The following is a 21167-nucleotide window of genomic DNA, read 5'->3' as shown; positions in this document are numbered from 1 at the left end:
GTAGCATTTTCAATTTTTGTGAAAGTAATTTTCGCCCACGGATAAGCGCCGTCGCGTTGGGACATGCCCAACACCCGTGCATGAAAATTCAGGGGGTGTTCTTACATGAAGATCAGAGAACGTCGAAACTCAGGCGCCAGCCTCCAGTCATAGAATGCGCATCCACTCACGCTCAGGAAAACCGACCATGATTCGCCCATCCCTCGCTGCCGGCGCCCTGCTGCTTGCCCTGTGCGGCACCGCTTCGGCCGCCGATAACGCCATGTTGAAAAAGTGCATGGACAACGCCAACACCACCGCCGACATGGTCGGCTGCAATACCCAGGCCGCCAAAGTGCAGGACGAGCGCCTGAACAAAGCCTACAAGACTGCGCTCGCGGCCCAGGACGGCCCGCGCAAACAGCAACTGCAAGACGTGCAGCGCCTGTGGATAAAATACCGCGATGCCAATTGCGCCTTTGCAGGCAGTGCCACCGGCGGCACCATTGATCAGGTCAATGGCTCCGGCTGCGTGGTGGACATGACCCAGACCCGTGCCCAGGAACTGGAAGACCTGGTCGGGCCATAAGGCATGGCAACACCCTCTCCCCGTAGGAGCGAGCTGGCTCGCGAAAAACCTGGGAGCACCGCGTGCATTCAGGATACCCGCGTCATCCTTGACGATTTTCGCGAGCGAGCGCCTACAGGAGATTCAGTCGTGGTGAACTTTGGCGCGCTTGAGCAGCTTCTTGCAGCGCTCCGACAGATGCAGCACCCGCAAGTGCTTGCCGGCCTTGGTGTAGCGCTCACGCAAGGTCATCAGCGCGGCAATCGCTGAGTAATCGACGAAACTCAGGTGACGGCAGTCCAGCGTGACCTGGGCCGGGTCGTTGGCCGGGTCGAACCGGTTCAGGAACGGCGTGGTCGAGGCAAAGAACAACGTGCCATGCAGGCGATAGAGTTTGCTGCCATCGGCCTCCAGATGCTCATCGGCGTACAGTTCACGCGCCTGTTGCCAGGCGAAGTTCAGCGCCGCAATCACAATGCCGCAGAGCACAGCGGTCGCCAGGTCGGTGAACACGGTGATCACGGTCACCGCAAGAATCACCAGCACATCATTGAGCGGCACCTTGTTGATCACCCGCAACGACGCCCAGGCGAAGGTCTGCTGGGACACCACGAACATCACGCCCACCAGGGCCGCCAGCGGAATGCGCTCGATCAACGGTGACAGGAACAGAATGAACAGCAGGATCATCACCCCGGCAAACACCCCGGAAAAGCGCCCACGCCCGCCGGAGCTGAGGTTGATCACGGTTTGCCCGATCATCGCGCAACCGCCCATGCCACCGAACAGCCCCGAGACCATGTTCGCCGCGCCCAGGGCCACGCTTTCGCGATCCGGGTAGCCACGGGTTTCGGTGATTTCATCGGTCAGGTTCAGGGTCAGCAAGGTTTCCAGCAGGCCGACCATCGCCATCAGGAACGCATAGGGCGCAATGATGCCGAGGGTTTCCAGGGACCAGGGGACGTGCGGCAGCGCAAAGGTCGGCAGGCCGCCGGCGATGTGGGCCATGTCGCCCAATGTTCGCGTAGGCAGGCCGAGCAGGTACACCGCCAGGCCCACGCCTAGAATCGCCACCAATGCAGGCGGCACGGCGCGGGTCAGGCGTGGCAGCAGATAGACGATGACCATGGTCAGCAGCACCAGGCCCGTCATCACATACAGCGGCGTGCCGCTGAGCCAGGTGTCACCGCTCTTGAAGTGTTCCAACTGCGCCAGCGCGATGATGATCGCCAGGCCGTTGACGAAGCCGAGCATCACCGGATGCGGCACCATGCGCACCAGCTTGCCCAGGCGCAGCAGGCCAAAGGCAATCATGATCAGCCCACCCAGCAACACCGTCGCCAGCAGGTACTCCACGCCGTGCTGCACCACCAATGCGACGATCACCACTGCCATCGAGCCGGCCGCACCCGAAACCATACCCGGCCGGCCGCCGAACAATGCGGTGAGGGTGCAGATGATAAAGGCGCCGTAGAGCCCCATCAGCGGGTTGAGGTGGGCCACCAGGGCAAAGGCGATGCATTCGGGCAACAGCGCAAAAGACGTGGTGAGGCCGGCCAGGGTATCGGCGCGCAGACGGGTGAGGTTCATGAGGTACCAGGGCATTGCGGGGGATAAGGCGGGGAATGGTACGGAATTGAGTCGGGTGGGGATAGTCTCGAAGGTGGAGTCGCTGCTATCGGGAGCAAGCTCCTTCCACATTTGACCAAGTTCCACCGTTGGAATGCAGGCAAATGTGGGAGGGGCTCGCTCCCGATGAGCGCGGCCCGGTATCAAGCGAACATCAGGCCATCTCGTGACGAATCCACTCGACAACCGACGTACGCTTGGGCACCCAACCCAGCAGTTCACGGGCATGCTTGCCGCGCACACGGCTGTTGGAACCCAGGCCGTAGTTGGCCATTTCATAACCCCACTCGGCTTCAGCCTCGGCCAATGGCCAATCCTGGGGTTGCCCCAGCTTGAGGGCTTCGGCGATGGCGCTGGTCATGTCGACAAACGCCGCTTCGCTGCTTTCCACAAAGTAAAACGTGCCCGGTACATTCTTGGTCAGCGCCAGCAGGTACAGCGCCACCACGTCTTCAATGTGCACGTTGGACCAGATGTTCTGCCCCGGGCCCACATGGCGCACCACCCCGCTCTTGCGTGCCTGCTTGAGCAAGCGCGGCAATTGCACGCTGTCACGCTTCACGCCCAGGCTGTGGCCGTAGATCAGGGTGTTGCAGATCACCGCCGAGTTGACGCCGTCCTGGGCGGCCGCCAGGATCAGATTGTCGATGGCCACGCGCGCGGCCTTGTCGACCGTCGGCTCGGGCAAGTTGTCTTCGAAATAGATCACATCGCTGGCCTTGCCGCCCGACGCATCACCGACAATGCTCGAACCGCTGGTGTGCAGGAAGGGCTTGTTCGAGCCCTTCAAGGCGGCGAGCAACGTTTCTACCGCACCACGATGATCGCTGCTGGCCGCGTTGATCACCGCATCGGCTTGCCGGGCCTGGGCGGTCAGGATAGCGACATCATCAAGGGTACCGATCACTGGGGTGATGCCCAGGGCGGTCATTTCAGCGGCCTGTTCGGCGCTGCGCACCAAACCGGTCACGGCATGGCCGGCCTGGACCAGGCCGGTGGCGATGGAGCCGCCGATAAAACCGGCTGCACCGGTTACGAATACGTTCATGGAGTGTGCTCCTGACGGGGGTAAGTGATGGAGCCAGTATCAGCGGCCCATCCTTGTCGAATAAGTCCCCTTCGCCCAATTCACTCTTGCGCTCAAGTCACGAATCAGCGGGCATACCGCGCCAGCTTGGCCTGGATAAAGTCCAGGAAGCACTGGATGCGCAACGCCAATTGCGAGTTGCGGTAAAACACTGCGTTGATCGGCTGGCGATAACCGCTGTTGAACGCCTCCAGCACCGGCACCAGGCGCCCGGCGTTGATGTCATCGATGGTCATGAAATTGGACAGGCAGCAAATGCCCTGCCCTTCCAGCGCCAAGTGACGCAGGGTTTCACCGCTGGAAGCGGCGATGCCGGGCTGGATCAGCCAGCGGTCGCCTTCCACATGACGCAGCGGCCAGTGGTTGAGGGTTTCGGTCTGGGTGAACCCCAACAACGTGTGATCCGCCAATTCGGCCACCGTGCTCGGCGTACCGTACCGCTTGAGATAGGCGGGGCTGGCCAGGATGTGCAGCGGCGACCAGCCCAGTGAGCGGGCATGCAGGGTCGAGTCGGCCAACGCACCGATACGGATGGCGATGTCGGTGCTCTGCTCCAGCAGATCGATGATCAGGTCATCGCTGTTCAGCTCCAACTGGATCTCGGGATAGAGGCGGCGAAACTCGGCGATGTACGGCACGATCCCATGCAGCATGAACGGTACGGCAGCATTGATGCGCAAACGCCCGGCGGGTTTTTTCTGGCGTGACGACAGGCGCTCCTCCAGCTCATCCATCTGCGCCAGGATCACCTTGGCCTGCTCGAAAAAGTACTTGCCCTCTTCGGTCAGGTCCATGCGCCGCGTGGTGCGGTTGATCAGGGTGATGCCGAGCTTGGCTTCGAGGCGCGACAAGGTGCGGCTGACCGCCGACGGCGTCTGCCCGATCTGCTCCGCCGCGGCAGAAATCGAGCCGCACTCAATCACGCTGACGAAGGTTTGTAGCTCATCGGATCGGGCTTTCACAGGCTGTCCTCTCTATCGGGTCAGCGCAGCTTACACCGAGCGATTCAACCGCCAATCAGCAAATGCCCACCCAGCAGCGCCATGCCGACAAAAAACACGCGTTTGAACAGCCCGGCGCTGATCCGTTGGCGCAACAGCTGGCCGAGCCACATCCCCAACAGCGCGGGCAGCAGCGCCAACAGCGACGCATTGATTTCCCCACCGCCTAACGTGCCACGCCAGGCCATGCCGGCCGCCAATGCCAGCGTGGACACGGTGAACGACAGCCCCAGCGCCTGCACCAGTTGATCGCGGCCCAGGCCCAAGGCCTGCAGATACGGCACCGCAGGAATCACGAAGACGCCGGTGGCCGAGGTTATGACGCCGGTGATCAGCCCACACAGCGGGCCCAGCCAACGTTCGGTCGCAGGCTTCAGCTTGAACGTGGGCAAGAACAATCCGCTCAGCGCATACACCAGCAACGCGCAGCCCAACGCACGCACCGCCCCATGGCCACCGTCCATTCCCAGCCACAGCGTGCCAAGCCCGGTGCCGAGGAAAATCAGCAGCAGCATCGGCCACAAGCGCTTGAGCAAGTCACTCAAGTGGCCGCCGAAGGCCAACTGCCAGAGGTTGGTGACCATCGAAGGAACGATCAGCAACGCCGCAGCCTGCGCCGGCAACATAGCCAGCCCGAGCAGCCCCATGGCTACGGTGGGCAGGCCAAGGCCAATCACACCCTTGACGGTACCGGCCAGTAGAAACGTGCCGACCACCAGTACAGTCAAGGCTGGGCCTGCATTCTGGTAAAACGCGAGGAAAGTAGTCATGGGACGATTGTGGCGCTTTTCGATCAGGCCGAAAATTCGCCATATACTGAGGCAGACTCTTGTTTTGCTTTAGGCACACGCCATGCACTTTGACCTGATCAACCTGCGCCTCTACCTGCATATCCTCGACACCGGCAATATCACCGCAGGCGCGGCGCGCAGCCATTTATCCCTGGCGGCGGCCAGCGCACGTATCCGCGCGATGGAAGCGTCGCTGGGTATCGAGTGCCTGGAGCGCGGCCGTCGCGGTGTCACCCCCACCGCCGCCGGTAAGGCCCTGGCCCGACATGCCCGCCTGCTGCTGCAACAGGCCGAGCACCTGCAACAGGACCTGGCGGAATACGCCAAGGGGATTAAGGGCCAGGTGCGCCTGCTGTGCAACACCACGGCCCGGAGCGAATACCTGCCGGAATTGCTCGCGGACTTTTTGCGCGAACATCCCAACCTCGATATCGACCTGCAGGAACTGCCGAGCCTGCGCATCACCCAGTCGTTGCGCCAAGGCACGGCAGACCTGGGAATCATCTCCGACGCAGTGGATACCCACGGCCTGCAAACCCTGCCGTTTCGCGATGACCCGCTGGTGTTGATCCTGCCCCTTGATCATCCCTTGGCAGCCGGCACCGTGAGTTTTATCGACAGCCTGCAACACGACTTCGTGGGCCTGACCGCCAACAGCGCGCTGGCGGTTTACCTGGAGGAACAGGCACTGCACAGCGGCTTTCGCTTGCAGACGCGCATCCGCGCCGAGGGGTTTGATGGGGTGATGCGCATGGTCGCCCGGGGCGCCGGCCTGGGCATCGTGCCTCAGGCCGCCCTGGATCGCTGGCCATCAGAGCGCCGCTTCAAGGCCCAACCCTTGCGCGAAGAATGGGCCTGTCGACAGCTGTTGTTATGCGCGCGCTCGTTCGACCATCTACCGGGTTACGCCAGGGCCTTGTTCGACGCGCTGGCCCTGCCCTTGCGGAAAAACCCGTAGTACACCGCCGACAGAATCAGCAGGAACGGCACGCCGAACACCAGCGTCATTTTGAACGCCTCGGTGAAGTACGTGGTGATCATTACCGCCCCCATCAGCAGCAGGCCCAGCAGGGTGCTGTAGGGAAACAGCCGCAACTGGAACGACAGCTTCGGCCCGCCATGACGCTGGCGATGGCGACGGAAGAACAGGTGAGTGAGAAAGATCATGAACCAGGTGAAGATCGCACCGAACATCGAGATCGCCATCATCAGGGTGAACGAGCTTTCCGGATACACCACGTTCAACAAGGTCGCCAAGGCGATCCCCGAGCTGGACAACAGCAAGGCATTCAGCGGAATGCCGCTCTTGCTCAACGCCCCCATGGACTTGGGCGCAAACCCTGCGCGCGACAGGCTGAACATCATGCGCGTGGTGATGTAGAGCTGGCTGTTCATCGCTGACAACGCCGCGATCAGGATCACGAAATTCATCACGCCGGTTGCGCCGGGAATGCCGATGGTCTGCATCACCGTGACGAACGGGCTCTGGGTTTGCCCGGCCTGGCTCCATGGCACGATGGCGAGCATCAAGGCCAAGGTCAGCAGGTAGAACACCACCAGGCGCACGATGGTCGCGCGAAAGGCCTTTTTCACCGCCTGCTCGGGATCGGCCGCTTCACCGGCGGCCACGGCGATCATCTCCACGCTCAAATAACTGAAGATCGACACGATCACCGCAATCCACATTCCGCTCAGACCATGGGGGAAAAACCCGTGGTGAGACGTGTAGTTGTGCACGCCGTATTCCGGGTTGCCGGAGCCGAACACCACGTACACCGCAAGGATGATGAAGCCGACAATGGCGCTGATCTTGATCGTCGAGAACCAGTATTCGAAGTTACCGAAGGTCTTCACGCTGATCGCATTGAGCAGGATCAGCACACTGGAAAACGACACGATCCACACCCACTCCGGCACATTGGCGAACCAGTACTTCATGTACATCGCCACCGCCGTGACCTCGGCGCCCACCGCCAGCACAATTGCCGCCCAATAGGCATAGCGCACCAGAAACCCGGCCAGCGGGCTGATATAAAACTCGGCGTAGGCGCCGAAGGAACCCGAGGTGGAGTGGGCCACCGTCATCTCCGCCAGGCAGCCCATCAACAGCAAGGTGATCAATGCACCGATGGCGTAGCTCACCAGCACGCTGGGCCCGGCATAGCCGATGGCATAGGCGCTGCCCATGAACAGCCCGGTGCCGATGGCGCCACCGATGGCGATCATGCTCATCTGGCCGGAGGTGAGCTGGCGCCTCAGGCCCAGTTCGCGGTGGGTGATCTCTGCAAAGCCGTGGTCTGGCGTAGTCACGTGGCGTGCCCCTTTATTATTGTGATTGCACTGTTTTTTGGTTAACACACTGTCCCTGCGGGCGCGAGCAAGCCCGCTCCCACATTTTTACTCTGCGTTTACTCAGGTAACGCTGTTGCGGACTTTGAATTGCGGCTGGTCCCAAGTGCCGTTATCGAGGATTTCGCCAAGGATCTGCACGGCGTCAAAGACCTCGGTGAAGCGGGTGTAAAGCGGCGTAAAACCAAAGCGCATGATGCGCGGTTCGCGGTAATCGCCGATCACACCACGGGCGATCAGCGCTTGGATCACCGCGTAGCCTTCAGGGTGTTCGAAACTTACATGGCTGCCACGCCGGGCATGCTCACGCGGCGTGATCAGCACCAGGCCGTGGGCAGCGCAGCGGGTTTCGACCAGCGCGATAAACAGGTCGGTCAACGCCAGGGATTTTTTACGCAGGCTGGCCATATCGGTCTGGGCAAAAATCTCCAGGCCGCACTCCACCATGGCCAGCGAGGTGATCGGCTGGGTGCCGCACAGATAACGCGCGATGCCGACGCTGGGTGTGTAGCTCGACTCCATGGCGAACTGTCGGGTATGCCCGAACCAACCCGACAACGGCTGGCGCACCACATCCACCAAGGCCGGGTTGACCCAGACAAACGCCTGGGAGCCCGGCCCGCCGTTGAGGTACTTGTAGGTGCAGCCGATCGCGTAATCGGCGCCGGCCTGGTGCAGGTCGACAGGCACCGCGCCCGCCGAATGCGCCAGGTCCCAGATGCTCAGCGCGCCGCATTCATGGCTCAAGGCAGTGAGTGCCTGCATGTCATACATGTAGCCGGTCTTATAGTTGACGTGGGTGAGCATCACGACCGCCACATCCTGGTCGATGGCCTGGGGCAACTCTTCCGGGCTGTTCACCAGACGCAGGGAATAGCCTTGCTGCAGCAACTCGGCCAGGCCCTCAGCGATATACAAATCCGTGGGGAAGTTGCTCGCCTCACTGACGATCACCTTGCGCTCAGGCTGGCGTTGGCGCTGCACGCTCAACGCGGCGCTGAGCACCTTGAACAGGTTGATGGAGGTGGTATCGGTGATCGCCACTTCGCCGTGTTTTGCGCCGATCAACGGTGCCAGGCGATCGCCCAGGCGCAGTGACAGTTGCGCCCAACCGGCGCTGTTCCAACTGCTGATCAAACCATCGCCCCATTCCTCGGCAATCACCTGTTGCGCACGCTCAAGGGCCGCCACCGGGCGGGCGCCCAAAGAGTTGCCGTCGAGGTAGATCACCCCCGCAGGCAGGGCGAACCGGCTTCGCAGCGGGGCAAGTGAATCCTCGGCATCGAGGGTTTGGCAGTGGCTTCGAGTGGTCATGGGTTGTCCTGATTTTTATAAGTGACGACTGACCAAATAATGAACGAACTTTTAGAGAATTTTCGTGCAAAGTGGCGTGCAACAGGCTAATTAAGCTGTAGGAAATTCGAATTTAACGCCCAAACACGCGGATTTATTCTAACCATGATTCTCGACGCCACCGACCTGCGCCTCCTGCATTTCCTGCAACTGGATGGCCGTATCAGCAACCAGGAACTGGCGGAAAAAGTCGCCCTGTCACCCTCGGCCTGCCTGCGCCGTCTGCGCCTGCTGGAAAGCGAGGGAATCATCAGCGGCTACCGTGCGGTGTTGAATGCCGAGCAGTTGGGCATTGAACTGGAGGCCATCGTGCACCTGTCGCTGCGCCAGGATGTGGAGGACTGGCATGAGACATTCATCAAGAAGGTGCAGGGCTGGCCGGAAGTGGCCAGTGCGTATGTGATTACCGGGGCGAGCAACTATGTGTTGCGGGTGCAGGCGCGCAACCTCAAACACTTTTCGGACTTCATCGTGAACCACCTGAACCGCACGGCTGGGGTGATGGATATACGTTCGGAGATCGTGCTGCAGAAGATCAAGGATCGGGATGAGGTGCTGGACCTGGTCATCCGCAAATAACGGCGACAATACAGATCAAATGTGGGAGGGGGCTTGTCCCCTCCCACATTTTTGACCGCGTTCAGTCTTCCAGGGCACGCACGCGCTGCATGCGCTTTTGCTCTACCGGCGCAGCCGCAGGCTGCAGCTCGAAGTCAAAATCAATCTGCGCAAACCGCCCTTCCACACCCAACTCCCGCGCCAGTTGCTGGTCGTCACTGAAGCGAATCTCGGCAATCAACTCATCCCGCGTGGCGTAGGCGAAATCATCATGCAGGTACGGGTCATCCGACAGGTTGATCTGCGTGGTCAAATGCCGGTACCCCGGCGCCGAAATGAAGAAATGAATATGCGCCGGCCGCTGTCCATGACGCCCCAGTTGATCGAGCAGTTGCTGAGTCGGCCCCGTCGGTGGGCAGCCGTAGCCGGAGGGCACAATACTGCGAAAACGGTAGTTGCCCTGGGCATCGGTCTCGATGCGCCGGCGCAGGTTGAACTCCGATTGCGCAGGGTCGAACCACGAATAAGTGCCGCCGGTATTGGCCTGCCACACATCCACAATCGCCCCCGCCAGCGGCTTGCCATGGGTGTCGCGTACCTGACCGCGCATAAACAACGGCACCGCGTCGTCCAGGCCATCATCCAGCCGCGCTTCGTACTTGCTCAGCGGCGCTCCGGCCACATACAGCGGGCCTTCGATGGTACGCGGCGTGCCGCCGGACTTGCCCGCCTGCTCATCGGCAGCGTCCATCAGCAGGTCCAGGTAATGTTCAAGGCCAAGGCCGGCCGCGAGCAAACCAGCCTCCTGATTTTTGCCCAACTCATTGAGGTAATTGACCGCCTTCCAGAACTCTTCCGGGGTCACTTCCAGGTCTTCGATGATGTTCACCGTGTCGCGCAGGATGCGGTAAATCAGAGTCTTGGTGCGCGGGTTGCCGCCATCATTGAGGTTACCGCTGGCTTCTTCGAGAAACTGTTGAGCATGGGCAGTCTGGGAAAGTCGGATGGACATGGTGCACTCCTCATCTTGTAGTTATTCGGTATGGAACAGGCTTAACGGTCGTCCTCATGGATCGACGATGGGTGACGACACAGGGCGTTCACTTCGATGGTCATGTAGGGGAAAAGCGGCAATTGCATCAGCAGGTCGTGCAGCGCCTGCACACTGTCGACATCGAACACGCTGTAGTTAGCGTAGTGCCCGGCGATACGCCACAGGTGGCGCCACTTGCCCTCTTGTTGCAGGCGCTGCGCCAGGGCTTTCTCTTCGGCCTTCAGGCCGGCTGCGCGTTCGGGGTTCATGTCCAACGGCAGGTTTACGGTCATTTTTACGTGGAACAACATGGCAGGCACCTCTTAGTGTTTGTCACGACGCAAGAACGCCAGGCGCTCGTCATCGAGGGTCAGGCCCAGGCCCGGTGCGGTGGAGACATGCAGTTGGAAATCGCGATACACCGGTGGCTCGGCAAGGATGTCCTCGGTAAGCAACAGCGGGCCGAACAGCTCGGTGCCCCACGCCAGTTTGTTCAGTGTGAGAAAGGCATGGGCCGAGGCCAGGGTGCCGATCCCCCCTTCAAGCATGGTGCCGCCATACAGGCCGATACCTGCCGCTTCGGCAATCGCAGCGGTGCGCAACACGGCACGGGGGCCGCCGTTCTTGGCAATCTTCAGGGCGAACACTGAAGCCGCACCTTCGCGGGCCAGGTTGAAGGCGTCTTCCACACATTCGATAGACTCGTCGGCCATGATCGGCGCCGGGCTCGACAGGTTGAGCCGCGCCATGCCGCCACGGTTGTTGCGCGAGATGGGTTGTTCGATCAGATCGATACCGTTATCGCCCAGCACCTTGCACGCGCGCAGGGCCACGGCTTCGTCCCAGGCCTGGTTGACGTCGACTCGCACACTCGCGCGATCACCCAGGGCCTTTTTGATCGCGATCACATGGGTCAGGTCGCGGTCCACCTCACCCGCGCCGATCTTCAATTTGAAGAGGCGGTGACGACGCAGGTCGAGCATCTTCTCGGCCTCGGCAATGTCCAGCTCGGTATTGCCGCTGGCCAGGGTCCAGGCCACGGGCAAGGCATCACGCACACGGCCGCCGAGCAGTTCGCTGACCGGCAGGTTGAGACGTTTGCCCAGGGCGTCGAGCAAGGCCGTTTCGATGCCGGATTTGGCGAAGGTGTTGCCGCGAATGCTGCGCTCCAGGCGCAGCATGGCGGCGTTGATATTGCTCGCGTCCTGGCCGATCAGCAGCGGTGCGAAATGCCGGTCGATGTTGACCTTGATGCTGTCGGGGCTTTCGTTGCCATAGCTCAGGCCACCAATCGTGGTGGCTTCGCCGATGCCTTCGATGCCGTCGGTGCAACGCAGGCGGATGACCACCAAGGTCTGGTTTTGCATCGTGTGCATTGCCAGCTTGTGCGGGCGGATGGTCGGGAGATCGACGATGATCGTTTCGATCGACTCGATGGTACAAATCGGCATAACTATACCCACTGGGTTCTTTATTGGTTTGAGCCGATTCTGTCCCGCAATTTTATTGGCTTCCAATATAGAATTAGTCTCAATCAATACCATAAAGGTATGAAAGGAGCCGACATGGAACTGCGTCATCTGCGCTATTTCCAGGTACTGGGTGAAACCCTGAACTTCACCCGCGCCGCCGAACGCCTGCACATTGCCCAACCGCCACTGAGCCGGCAGATCCAGCAATTGGAAGAGGAGCTGGGGGTCATCCTGCTGGAGCGCGGCCGACCGCTGCGGCTGACCGAAGCCGGGCGGTTTTTCTATGAGCACGCCAACGTGCTGCTGGAGCAGTTGAACACGGTCTGCGACAACACGCGGCGCATCGGCCAGGGCGAGAAGACCTGGCTGGGCATCGGCTTTGCGCCATCGACCCTGTATGGGGTGCTGCCGGAGTTGATCCGACGGCTGCGCAATCACGAGACGCTGGAGCTGGAGTTGGGGCTGTCGGAGATGACTACCTTGCAACAGGTCGAAGCCCTCGAGGCCGGGCGCATTGATGTGGGCTTCGGGCGCATTCGCATCGATGACCCGGCTATCGTCCAGCGCGTGCTGGTGGAAGATCGACTGGTGGCCGTGCTGCCTGCCGGCCACCCGTTGCTCGCCGCACCCGCGACCCTCGCTCAATTGGCCGCCGAGCCTGTGGTGCTCTACCCCGGCAACCCGCGCCCCAGCTATGCCGACCATGTGATCGCGTTGTTCGACGCCCATGGTTTGAGCCTCAAGGTCGCACAGTGGACCAACGAATTGCAGACCGCCATCGGCCTGGTTGGCGCCGGCATGGGCGTGACGCTGGTGCCGGCCTCGGTGCAAGTGCTGCACCGCGCCGATATCGGTTACACGCCGATAGTGGAAACCACCGCGACCTCGCCGATCATTCTCAGCCGGCGGGTGAATGACCAGTCGCCGGGGCTCACTCATTGCCTGCAACTGGTGGAAGAGCTGCTGTAGGAGCGAGCTTGCTCGCGAAAAAACCGAGGGCGCCGCATTCATCCAGGGAGCCTGCGTCATCGTTAACGTTTTTCGCGAGCAATCCCGCGCCTACAGGGGTCAGCGGTGGCGACGTGCATCGTTGCGCTGCTGGGTCTGGCTCGGCGATTCGTCAAACAGTTTGCGGTACTCCGCGGAAAACCGCCCCAGGTGGGTAAAGCCCCAGCCCAAGGCGATTTCGGAAATGGTACGGGTAGCGCCGTGTTCCAGGATTTCCTGGCGCACAGCCCCCAGCCGGTGCTTCTTCAGATAGGCCATGGGCGACAGGGCAAAGTACTTGCGGAAGGCATCGAACAGCTTGAACCGAGAGACACCCGCCGCGATTTCCAGGTCTTCCAGGTGCACGGCTTCACGGGCATTGTCGTGGATGTACTGCCGTGCACGGATCAGATAGTGCGGCAGTTTCACGCCGAGCACGTCGCGCAGCTCTTCGGAATAATTATTCGGTTGGGCCAGGATCAACCCTTTGATCAACGAGCTTTCGAGGTCTCGGGTAAACGCCGTCTGGTCATACAATTCGCTGCTGTGTTCCAGCTCCGCAATGAAATAACGCGCCATGCGCCACCAGGACGCCGAGGCGCCTTCCACCGCGTCCATCACCGACTCAAAGCGCAGCGGCGCTTCAATCGGCCGTTGCAGCAAGCCCTCGAGTGACTCACTCATCGCCGCCCGCGTAATCACGACCTGCAACTTGCGGCAGTCACCGGAAATCGCCAGCACCTGATGCTCGTTGGGCGAGATGATCACCCCTTGGTCACGATTGGAACTCAGGCGCTCACCGTTCTTGCTCAACTCTTGCTCGCCCACCAATGGCAGGCTGAGGCTATAGCTGCTGAAGTGCTCGGCATCTTCGATGTCGATGGTCACATCCGTGCCGTACTCGATCACGCCCAGGGTGGTGGCGCGGGACTTGAGCACATTGGCGCTGTGATGGAACCGCAGGCGTTCGGGCGTGGCCGTTACCAGTCGATGCGGCCCGCAAATACCGGACATCCAGCTGCAGGCGCCTTCCAGGTCGAAGCGTTGAATCGTTTGGCTGCTCATCAGGGTGCACCCACGGCGGTTAGGCTGTTGCGCGCTCTGGCGGCGCGTCGTTGTTGTTTGACAGCAAGTAATGCGCCACGCCGGCGCAATTGCCAGCGGGTGGATAACAATGGTCGACTAAGTGGATAAGAAGCCGACTTTTGCGACCATCGCCCCGCAAGACAGTAGCGCATCCCGTCACCGTTATGCACCGGGTTGGGTATTTGCTGCCCAATTATCCGGAGCAGGATCACCCACTAAGCGGATAGCCCACGCCCTGCCCCGCTGCCTCTAATAAACCACCGATTAGCTCTAATGACAGTCAGTTAAGGGTGAACGCTGTATGTGTGGCGAGGGAGCTTGCTCCCGTTGGGCCGCGAAGCGGCCCCGCTCTTTGTTTACAAAGAATGGGACTGCTGCGCAGTCCAGCGGGAGCAAGCTCCCTCGCCACCGGTTACTTTTTAGCCTTTCTCCTTCTTAACTGACTGGCATTAACCGATTAGCCCTGTCAAAAAAGGTGCCTCCCATGAGTGGTGCAAGAAGTGTCGAGCAGTGGAAAACGTTTATTGAAGGCTGCCTGGATTTTCGTCCGGCGGATGAAGTGTTCCGCATCGCCCGCGACATGTTCACCGAGCCGGAACTGTTCGACCTGGAGATGGAACTGATCTTCGAAAAGAACTGGATCTACGCCTGCCACGAAAGCGAGCTGGCCAATAAGCACGATTTCGTAACCCTGCGCGCCGGGCGTCAGCCGATGATCATCACCCGCGATGGCGAAGGCCAGCTCAATGCATTGATCAACGCCTGCCAGCATCGCGGCACCACCCTTACGCGGGTCGGCAAGGGCAACCAATCCACCTTCACCTGCCCTTTTCATGCCTGGTGCTATAAGAGCGACGGCCGGTTGGTCAAGGTCAAGGCGCCGGGGGAATACCCGGAAGGTTTCGATAAGGCCACCCGCGGCCTGAAAAAGGCGCGCATCGAGAGCTACAAGGGCTTTGTGTTTATCAGCCTGGACGTGAACGGCAGCGACAGCCTGGAAGATTTCCTCGGCGACGCCAAAGTGTTCTTCGACATGATGGTCGCCCAGTCCGCCACCGGAGAACTGGAAGTGCTGCCGGGCAAATCTGCGTACACCTACGACGGCAACTGGAAACTGCAGAACGAAAACGGCCTGGACGGTTATCACGTCAGCACCGTGCACTACAACTACGTGGCCACGGTGCAGCATCGCCAGCAGGTGAACACTGAAAACGGCAGCGGCTCTGCCGCCACCCTGGACTACAGCAAGCTCGGCGCCGGCGATGCGAATACCGATGACGGCTGGTTCGCCTTCAACAACGGCCACAGTGTGCTGTTCAGCGATATGCCCAACCCCAGCGTGCGCTCCGGCTACGCCACCATCATGCCGCGCCTGGTGTCCGAACACGGTCAGCAAAAGGCCGAGTGGATGATGCACCGCCTGCGTAACCTGAATATCTACCCGAGCCTGTTCTTCCTCGACCAGATCAGCTCGCAGCTGCGCATCATCCGCCCGGTGGCGTGGAACAAGACCGAGATCATCAGCCAGTGCCTGGGGGTGAAGAACGAATCCGACGCCGACCGTGAAAACCGCATCCGCCAGTTTGAAGACTTCTTCAACGTGTCCGGCATGGGGACGCCGGATGACCTGGTGGAGTTCCGCGAAGCACAGCGCGGTTTCCAGGGCCGCCTGGAGCGCTGGAGCGATATTTCCCGTGGCAGCCATCGCTGGGAAACCGGCCCGACGCCCAACAGCGAAGCCATCGGTATCCAACCGGCCATGACCGGCACCGAGTTCACCCACGAAGGCTTGTATGTGAACCAGCACCGCAACTGGCAGCAGTTCCTGCTCAACGGCCTCGATCAACAAGCGCTGAAGCTGCGGGAGGTGAAGTGATGGATGCCCAATTGCAGTACCGGATCGAGCAATTTTTCTACCGTAAATCCGAGCTGTGCGACGCTCAGGATTGGGACGCCTATGTGCAGTTGTTCGACCTGCAAAGCGAATTCCACCTGCCGCAGTGGGATTCGGAACACGTCTATACCCGCGACCCCAAGCGGGAGATGTCGTTGATCTACTACGCCAACCGTTCGGGCCTGGAAGACCGAGTGTTCCGCTTGCGCACCGGCAAGGCGGCTTCGGCGACACCGATGCCTCGCACCTTGCACCTGATCAATAACGTGCGGATTGCCGAGCAGGCGGATGGGACGCTGGAGGTGCGACTGAACTGGCACACGCTGTTTTATCGCCTGGCCACGTCTGAGCAGTTTTACGGCCACGCCACCTATCGCCTGAAACCCGATGGCGACAGCTGGTTGATCACCCGCAAGCACGCGTTGCTGCTTAACGACACCATCAACTCGGTGCTGGATTTCTATCACCTCTAACGGTGGCGCACTCCCCTGTAGGAGCGAGCTTGCTCGCGCCTACAAGGGGTCACATATAAATCCATGGAGAATGGTGGATGAATCACAAAGTGGCCTTCAGTTTTGCCGATGGCAAGACGCTGTTTTTCCCGGTGGGCACGAATGAAATCCTGCTGGATGCGGCGCTGCGTAACGGTATCAAGATCCCGCTGGATTGCCGCGAAGGCGTGTGCGGCACCTGCCAGGGCCGTTGCGAGTCCGGCGACTACAGCCAGGATTATGTGGATGAGGAAGCCCTCTCCAGCCTCGACCTGCAACAACGCAAGATGCTCAGTTGCCAGACGCGGGTGAAGTCCGATGCGACGTTCTACTTCGACTTTGATTCGAGCCTGTGCAATGCGCCAGGCCCGGTGCAGGTACGTGGCACGGTGAGCGCGGTGCAGCAGGTGTCGACCAGTACGGCGATCCTGCAGGTGCAGTTGGATCAGGCGCTGGATTTTCTGCCAGGCCAGTACGCGCGCCTGTCCGTACCTGGCACAGACAGCTGGCGCTCGTATTCCTTTGCCAACCGTCCGGGTAATCAACTGCAATTCCTGGTGCGCCTGTTGCCCGATGGGGTGATGAGCAACTACCTGCGCGAGCGTTGCCAGGTGGGCGATGAACTGTTGATGGAAGCGCCACTCGGCGCCTTCTACCTGCGCCATGTGACCAAGCCCTTGGTGTTGGTGGCCGGCGGCACCGGGCTGTCGGCCTTGCTGGGCATGCTCGATGAACTGGCGGCCAACGGCTGTGAGCAACCGGTGCACCTGTATTACGGCGTGCGTGGGGCCGAGGATTTGTGCGAAGCGGCGCGTATCCAGGGCTACGCCTCGAAAATCGCTGACTTTCGCTACACCGAGGTATTGAGTGACGCCTCGCCCGAGTGGCCTGGCAAGCGTGGCTACCTCACCGAACATTTCGACCTGGCCGAATTGCGGGACAGATCGGCGGATATGTACCTATGCGGTCCCCCTCCAATGGTCGAATCCGTCCAACAATGGCTGGCGGATCAGGCGCTTAACGACGTTCAGCTGTATTACGAAAAGTTTACGCAGAGTAATATCTGAACCTCAGTACTTCTGAGGGGCAGATGCGGCGTGCACTTACCCTAAGAAAAACAAGTAGAAGGGAATGTTAATGGCGGATGACATGGTTAACCCGGTAGGCCTCAAGCGTGGCCTGAAGAACCGGCACATTCAGTTGATCGCCTTGGGAGGGGCCATCGGTACGGGGTTGTTCCTCGGCTCGGCCGGAGTGCTCAAGTCGGCGGGACCGTCGATGATCCTCGGCTACGCGATTGCCGGTTTTATCGCGTTCCTGATCATGCGCCAGCTCGGCGAGATGATCGTCGAAGAGCCGGTGGCTGGTTCCTTCAGCCACTTCGCCCACAAATACTGGGGCGGTTACGCAGGCTTCCTGGCGGGCTGGAACTACTGGGTGCTCTACGTGCTGGTGGGTATGGCCGAACTGACGGCGGTGGGCAAATACATCCAGTTCTGGTGGCCCGAGATCCCGACCTGGGTCAGTGCACTGGTGTTCTTCGTGGCGGTGAACCTGATCAACACCCTGAACGTGAAGTTCTTCGGTGAAGCCGAGTTCTGGTTCGCGATCATCAAGGTGGTGGCAATTGTCGGCATGATCGTGCTCGGCTGCTACCTGCTGTTCAGTGGCAGCGGCGGCCCGCAGGCGTCCATCAGTAACCTGTGGAGCCACGGTGGTTTCTTCCCGAATGGCGGCATGGGGCTGTTGATGTCCATGGCCTTCATCATGTTCTCGTTCGGTGGCCTGGAGCTGGTGGGCATCACCGCCGCTGAAGCCAGTGAGCCGCGCAAAGTGATTCCGAAAGCCATCAACCAGGTGGTGTACCGGATTCTGATTTTCTACGTCGGCGCCCTGACCGTACTGCTGTCGCTGTACCCATGGGACCAACTGCTGCAAACCCTCGGTGCCTCGGGCGATCCCTACAGCGGCAGCCCGTTTGTGCAGATTTTCTCGCTGATCGGCAACGATACCGCCGCGCACATCCTCAACTTCGTGGTACTGACCGCGGCGCTGTCGGTGTACAACAGTGGCGTTTACTGCAACAGCCGCATGCTGTTCGGCCTGGCCGAGCAAGGCGACGCGCCCAAGGCGCTGATGAAGCTGAACAAGCAAGGCGTACCGATTCGGGCCCTGGCGATTTCGGCGCTGGTGACGATGCTGTGCGTGGTGGTCAACTACGTGGCACCGAAGAGTGCGCTGGAGCTGCTGTTCGCCCTGGTGGTTGCCTCGCTGATGATCAACTGGGCGCTGATCAGCATCACCCACATCAAATTCCGCAAGGCCATGGGCGAACAAGGCCTGACGCCGTCGTTCAAAACCTTCTGGTTCCCGTTCAGCAATTACCTGTGCCTGGCGTTCATGCTTTTGATCATCAGCGTGATGCTGGCGATTCCAGGCATTCGCGAGTCGGTGTATGCGATGCCGGTGTGGGTGGGGATCATCTACGTGGCGTATCGGTTGCGGATGAAAACCGCGAAAACCGTGACCGCATAAATCCCCTGCAAAAGAAGTGTTCCGCCAACAAAAAGCCCCGGTCATCCGGCCAGTCAGTTAAGCGATAGAGCGGACAACGAGTAACCTGTGGCGAGGGAGCTTGCTCCCGTTGGACTGCGTAGCAGGCCCAGTCTTTTCAAAGCTGGGGCCGCTTCGCGACCCAGCGGGAGCAGGCTCCCTCGCCACAGTGACTATGCTCCGCCTTAACCGACTGGCATTACCCGGTCATCCGGGGCTTTTTGTTTAGAGCGTTGAGCGTACTCGCCACAACTCGGGGAACAGCACCGTGTCGAGCATCTTGCGCAAATACCCCACCCCTTCCGTGCCACCGGTGCCCGGCTGAAAACCGATGATCCGCTCCACGGTGGTCACATGACGGAAGCGCCACTGACGGAACGAGTCCTCCAGGTCGATAAACTTCTCGGCCAACTGATACAGGTCCCAATAACGGTTCGGGTCGCGATACACCTCGCGCCACGCCGCTTCCACGGATTCATCATGCACCGTCGCCGCCGTCGGATCGCGCTCGGCGCGTTTCGGATCAATAGCCAGGCCGGCTTTGATCATCAGGTTGATCGCCTCGTCATACAGCGACGGCGTAGCAATCGCCACTTTCAACTCGTTCAACAGCTCCGGCCGATGAGCGTGAGGTCGCAACAACGCGGCGCTTTTATTGCCGAGGATAAATTCGATCTCGCGGTACTGGAACGACTGGAAGCCGGACGACTGGCCAAGGAACGGGCGAATCGCCTTGTACTCCGACGGCGTCATCGTCGCCAGCACCGCCCAGGCGTGCACCAGTTGATCAAAGATCCGCGACACCCGCGCCAGCATCTTGAACGCCGGCGGCAGTTCACCCAGGCGCACGTGTTCGCGGGCGGCCTTGAGTTCGTGGAGCATCAGTTTCATCCATAGCTCGGACGTCTGGTGTTGGATGATGAAGAGCATTTCGTTGTGGTCCGGCGACAGCGGGTGCTGGGCACTGAGGACTTTGCCCAGGTCCAGGTAATCGCCGTAGCTCATGGACTCGGAGAAATTCAGTTCGGCGTTGTGCCATTCTTCAGGCGGCTGATAATCAGCAGAGAACGGGCATTGGCTCATCGCGTGGGCTCCTTGAGCGGGCGCAGGATTGCGCGGACCGGGCTGGCATCGAGGGTGGCAAAACGCAGCGGCAGGGCAATCAACTCGTAGTCGCCCTCCGGTACGTCATCGAGCACGATGCCTTCGAGAATCGCCATGCCATGGCGGGCCACGGCGTTATGGGAATCCATGGTCTTGGACTGTTGCGGGTCCAGGGACGGGGTGTCGATACCGATCAGGCGCACGCCCAGGCTGGCCAGCAACTCGATGGTCTGCGGGGCAATGGCGGTGAAGTCCGCGTCCCATTCGGTCAGGGGCGCTTGTGGATAAGTGCGCAGCAGCACGCGCTCCGGCAAGTTATCCACACGACCTTCCAACTGATGCGGCAGCACCAGCGCGCCGCTGTCCAGGCAATGCAAAACACGGCACGGCCCCATGTACACCTCCAGCGACACCTCGCCAATCGGCGCACCCTCCGCGCTGTAGTGCAGCGGTGCATCCACGTGGGCGCCGGTGTGCGGCGAAAAGGTCACGCGTCCCACATTCACCGGGCACTCCGGGCCGAACTGCCATACGCGCTCTTCCTGGAACGGCGTGTCACCCGGCCAGGTCGGGGTCGCCGTGCTCAAGGGCGGGCTGATATCCCACCACGTTTTTATTGGGTTCATTGCAGGGCTCTCACTCGTTATGGGGTGAATGATACGAGGGCCTGCTGCGAATTTTCTTGCGAATTCTGGCGCAAGGCCGGAAATCTTTCGCACTTACTGCGAGGAAATGGCCGATTGACGCTGGGATATATCAAATAAACACGCCTGCGCTTCTGGGCATCCCGATGTCGAGTTCAGACCACTGGCGCGACGCCCAAGGCCTTAGGGTGGATCTTTCCATTCCTTGCCTCGGAGTCATCATGTCCAAGCCCATCACCGTTCTGCGCGACACCCATCCCTTGCCGGTCCTGGACGCGTGCAAATGGGAAAAACTCGAAGGCGACCCGCACACCGTCAACCTCAACGCCTACACCAGCGAGGACGGCAGCAAGATCATGGGCACCTGGATCTGCACCCCCGGCAAGTGGTACGTGGAGTACGTGAAGTGGGAATACTGCCATTTTCAGGAAGGCTACTGCGTGATCACCCCGGAAGGCATGGAGCCGATTCACCTGCGGGCTGGGGATATCTTCGTGGTAGAGCCGGGGATGAAGGGGACGTGGGAAGTGGTGGAGACAGTGCGTAAGTATTTTGTGTTTGCTTGAGCTTTAACACGGTGTGGCAAGG

21 protein-coding genes are annotated in these 21167 nt (G+C 60.5%); 9 read left to right on the top strand and 12 right to left on the bottom strand.

Features of this window, described 5'->3' with window-relative positions:
• Nucleotides 1-187 precede the first annotated feature (187 nt).
• A complete protein-coding gene (locus tag M5B97_RS11645) occupies nt 188-568 on the top strand; it encodes a lysozyme inhibitor LprI family protein (RefSeq protein ID WP_123715923.1) in 381 nt (126 codons plus the stop codon).
• Between the two features lie 123 nt (nt 569-691).
• On the opposite strand, the gene M5B97_RS11640 is transcribed toward M5B97_RS11645, so the two are convergent.
• From M5B97_RS11640 to M5B97_RS11625, 4 genes are all read right to left on the bottom strand, one after another.
• The gene (locus M5B97_RS11640) at nt 692-2137 is read right to left on the bottom strand and encodes a SulP family inorganic anion transporter (protein ID WP_248731542.1); all 1446 of its coding nucleotides are present in this window, start codon (nt 2135-2137) and stop codon (nt 692-694) included.
• A gap of 193 nt (nt 2138-2330) precedes the next feature.
• Nucleotides 2331-3224: an NAD-dependent epimerase/dehydratase family protein gene (locus M5B97_RS11635; RefSeq protein WP_248731541.1), complete on the bottom strand. Its 894-nt coding sequence runs from the start codon at nt 3222-3224 to the stop codon at nt 2331-2333.
• 104 nt (nt 3225-3328) lie between these two features.
• Complete coding sequence (locus M5B97_RS11630; RefSeq protein ID WP_134660245.1) at nt 3329-4225, bottom strand: LysR family transcriptional regulator; 897 nt, start codon at nt 4223-4225, stop codon at nt 3329-3331.
• Nucleotides 4226-4269: 44 nt separating this feature from the next.
• Nucleotides 4270-5034: a sulfite exporter TauE/SafE family protein gene (locus M5B97_RS11625; RefSeq protein ID WP_248731540.1), complete on the bottom strand. Its 765-nt coding sequence runs from the start codon at nt 5032-5034 to the stop codon at nt 4270-4272.
• Between the two features lie 82 nt (nt 5035-5116).
• Here M5B97_RS11625 and M5B97_RS11620 point away from each other — a divergent pair, with 82 nt between their 5' ends.
• Entirely contained in the window at nt 5117-6013 is an 897-nt protein-coding gene (locus M5B97_RS11620; protein ID WP_248731539.1) for a LysR substrate-binding domain-containing protein, read from the top strand.
• Here M5B97_RS11620 and M5B97_RS11615 read toward each other — a convergent pair.
• On the bottom strand, nt 5959-7365 hold the full coding sequence (locus M5B97_RS11615) for an amino acid permease (RefSeq protein ID WP_248731538.1): 1407 nt from the start codon (nt 7363-7365) through the stop codon (nt 5959-5961). The genes M5B97_RS11620 and M5B97_RS11615 overlap by 55 nt on opposite strands.
• Before the next feature lie 102 nt (nt 7366-7467).
• Entirely contained in the window at nt 7468-8718 is a 1251-nt protein-coding gene (gene kynU, locus M5B97_RS11610) for a kynureninase (protein ID WP_248731537.1), read from the bottom strand.
• A 144-nt stretch (nt 8719-8862) separates the two neighbouring features.
• Between kynU and M5B97_RS11605 the strand changes: the two genes are divergently transcribed.
• Nucleotides 8863-9336 carry an Lrp/AsnC family transcriptional regulator gene (locus tag M5B97_RS11605; RefSeq protein ID WP_123715915.1) on the top strand — a complete coding sequence of 158 codons (474 nt, stop codon included), beginning with the start codon at nt 8863-8865 and terminating at the stop codon, nt 9334-9336.
• Nucleotides 9337-9397: 61 nt separating this feature from the next.
• Here M5B97_RS11605 and catA read toward each other — a convergent pair whose 3' ends face one another.
• Genes catA through M5B97_RS11590 form a run of 3 tightly spaced genes read right to left on the bottom strand, consistent with a single transcriptional unit; the run spans nt 9398 to nt 11799 of the window.
• Nucleotides 9398-10327 (bottom strand): catechol 1,2-dioxygenase, encoded by a 930-nt coding sequence (gene catA, locus M5B97_RS11600; RefSeq protein ID WP_123715914.1) that lies wholly within the window; start codon nt 10325-10327, stop codon nt 9398-9400.
• Nucleotides 10328-10368: 41 nt separating this feature from the next.
• Nucleotides 10369-10659 (bottom strand): muconolactone Delta-isomerase, encoded by a 291-nt coding sequence (catC, locus tag M5B97_RS11595; RefSeq protein ID WP_123715913.1) that lies wholly within the window; start codon nt 10657-10659, stop codon nt 10369-10371.
• A gap of 12 nt (nt 10660-10671) precedes the next feature.
• Complete coding sequence (locus M5B97_RS11590) at nt 10672-11799, bottom strand: muconate cycloisomerase family protein (RefSeq protein ID WP_248731536.1); 1128 nt, start codon at nt 11797-11799, stop codon at nt 10672-10674.
• 114 nt (nt 11800-11913) lie between these two features.
• Between M5B97_RS11590 and M5B97_RS11585 the strand changes: the two genes are divergently transcribed.
• Entirely contained in the window at nt 11914-12789 is an 876-nt protein-coding gene (locus M5B97_RS11585; RefSeq protein ID WP_248731535.1) for a LysR family transcriptional regulator, read from the top strand.
• 99 nt (nt 12790-12888) lie between these two features.
• On the opposite strand, the gene M5B97_RS11580 is transcribed toward M5B97_RS11585, so the two are convergent.
• A complete protein-coding gene (locus tag M5B97_RS11580; RefSeq protein ID WP_134660252.1) occupies nt 12889-13872 on the bottom strand; it encodes a helix-turn-helix domain-containing protein in 984 nt (327 codons plus the stop codon).
• A gap of 505 nt (nt 13873-14377) precedes the next feature.
• Here M5B97_RS11580 and antA point away from each other — a divergent pair.
• The 4 genes from antA to M5B97_RS11560 all read left to right on the top strand — a co-directional run bounded on the left by antA (nt 14378) and on the right by M5B97_RS11560 (nt 18813).
• Nucleotides 14378-15769: an anthranilate 1,2-dioxygenase large subunit gene (antA, locus tag M5B97_RS11575; RefSeq protein ID WP_248731534.1), complete on the top strand. Its 1392-nt coding sequence runs from the start codon at nt 14378-14380 to the stop codon at nt 15767-15769.
• On the top strand, nt 15769-16260 hold the full coding sequence (gene antB / locus M5B97_RS11570) for an anthranilate 1,2-dioxygenase small subunit (protein ID WP_134660254.1): 492 nt from the start codon (nt 15769-15771) through the stop codon (nt 16258-16260). Before antA ends, antB begins: the two co-directional genes overlap by 1 nt.
• Before the next feature lie 77 nt (nt 16261-16337).
• Nucleotides 16338-17345, top strand: a complete 1008-nt coding sequence (antC, locus tag M5B97_RS11565) for an anthranilate 1,2-dioxygenase electron transfer component AntC (RefSeq protein WP_248731533.1) — start codon at nt 16338-16340, stop codon at nt 17343-17345.
• A gap of 70 nt (nt 17346-17415) precedes the next feature.
• Complete coding sequence (locus tag M5B97_RS11560) at nt 17416-18813, top strand: amino acid permease (RefSeq protein ID WP_248731532.1); 1398 nt, start codon at nt 17416-17418, stop codon at nt 18811-18813.
• Between the two features lie 243 nt (nt 18814-19056).
• Here M5B97_RS11560 and kynA read toward each other — a convergent pair whose 3' ends face one another.
• Nucleotides 19057-19914, bottom strand: a complete 858-nt coding sequence (gene kynA / locus M5B97_RS11555; protein ID WP_015885870.1) for a tryptophan 2,3-dioxygenase — start codon at nt 19912-19914, stop codon at nt 19057-19059.
• Nucleotides 19911-20561, bottom strand: a complete 651-nt coding sequence (gene kynB / locus M5B97_RS11550) for an arylformamidase (RefSeq protein WP_248731531.1) — start codon at nt 20559-20561, stop codon at nt 19911-19913. Before kynB ends, kynA begins: the two co-directional genes overlap by 4 nt.
• A gap of 239 nt (nt 20562-20800) precedes the next feature.
• On the opposite strand from kynB, the gene M5B97_RS11545 reads away from it, so the two are divergent.
• The gene (locus tag M5B97_RS11545) at nt 20801-21145 is read left to right on the top strand and encodes a cupin domain-containing protein (protein WP_003230905.1); all 345 of its coding nucleotides are present in this window, start codon (nt 20801-20803) and stop codon (nt 21143-21145) included.
• Nucleotides 21146-21167 lie beyond the last annotated feature (22 nt).

It is taken from the genome of Pseudomonas sp. MWU13-2517 (assembly GCF_023242545.1).
Lineage (GTDB): Bacteria > Pseudomonadota > Gammaproteobacteria > Pseudomonadales > Pseudomonadaceae > Aquipseudomonas.
The sequence above is the reverse complement of the archived record's forward strand: the minus strand, read 5'-3'. Positions and strand labels throughout refer to the sequence as shown.

Bases quoted from the DNA above. Each gene is read 5' to 3' on its own strand.
- kynB (WP_248731531.1), bottom strand. From the start codon at position 20,561: ATGAACCCAATAAAAACGTGGTGGGATATCAGCCCGCCCTTGAGCACG.
- M5B97_RS11640 (WP_248731542.1), bottom strand. From the start codon at position 2,137: ATGAACCTCACCCGTCTGCGCGCCGATACCCTGGCCGGCCTCACCACG.
- M5B97_RS11645 (WP_123715923.1), top strand. From the start codon at position 188: ATGATTCGCCCATCCCTCGCTGCCGGCGCCCTGCTGCTTGCCCTGTGC.
- M5B97_RS11585 (WP_248731535.1), top strand. From the start codon at position 11,914: ATGGAACTGCGTCATCTGCGCTATTTCCAGGTACTGGGTGAAACCCTG.
- kynA (WP_015885870.1), bottom strand. From the start codon at position 19,914: ATGAGCCAATGCCCGTTCTCTGCTGATTATCAGCCGCCTGAAGAATGG.
- M5B97_RS11625 (WP_248731540.1), bottom strand. From the start codon at position 5,034: ATGACTACTTTCCTCGCGTTTTACCAGAATGCAGGCCCAGCCTTGACT.
- kynU (WP_248731537.1), bottom strand. From the start codon at position 8,718: ATGACCACTCGAAGCCACTGCCAAACCCTCGATGCCGAGGATTCACTT.
- antB (WP_134660254.1), top strand. From the start codon at position 15,769: ATGGATGCCCAATTGCAGTACCGGATCGAGCAATTTTTCTACCGTAAA.
- antC (WP_248731533.1), top strand. From the start codon at position 16,338: ATGAATCACAAAGTGGCCTTCAGTTTTGCCGATGGCAAGACGCTGTTT.
- M5B97_RS11605 (WP_123715915.1), top strand. From the start codon at position 8,863: ATGATTCTCGACGCCACCGACCTGCGCCTCCTGCATTTCCTGCAACTG.
- catC (WP_123715913.1), bottom strand. From the start codon at position 10,659: ATGTTGTTCCACGTAAAAATGACCGTAAACCTGCCGTTGGACATGAAC.
- antA (WP_248731534.1), top strand. From the start codon at position 14,378: ATGAGTGGTGCAAGAAGTGTCGAGCAGTGGAAAACGTTTATTGAAGGC.
- catA (WP_123715914.1), bottom strand. From the start codon at position 10,327: ATGTCCATCCGACTTTCCCAGACTGCCCATGCTCAACAGTTTCTCGAA.
- M5B97_RS11620 (WP_248731539.1), top strand. From the start codon at position 5,117: ATGCACTTTGACCTGATCAACCTGCGCCTCTACCTGCATATCCTCGAC.
- M5B97_RS11590 (WP_248731536.1), bottom strand. From the start codon at position 11,799: ATGCCGATTTGTACCATCGAGTCGATCGAAACGATCATCGTCGATCTC.
- M5B97_RS11545 (WP_003230905.1), top strand. From the start codon at position 20,801: ATGTCCAAGCCCATCACCGTTCTGCGCGACACCCATCCCTTGCCGGTC.
- M5B97_RS11580 (WP_134660252.1), bottom strand. From the start codon at position 13,872: ATGAGCAGCCAAACGATTCAACGCTTCGACCTGGAAGGCGCCTGCAGC.
- M5B97_RS11635 (WP_248731541.1), bottom strand. From the start codon at position 3,224: ATGAACGTATTCGTAACCGGTGCAGCCGGTTTTATCGGCGGCTCCATC.
- M5B97_RS11560 (WP_248731532.1), top strand. From the start codon at position 17,416: ATGGCGGATGACATGGTTAACCCGGTAGGCCTCAAGCGTGGCCTGAAG.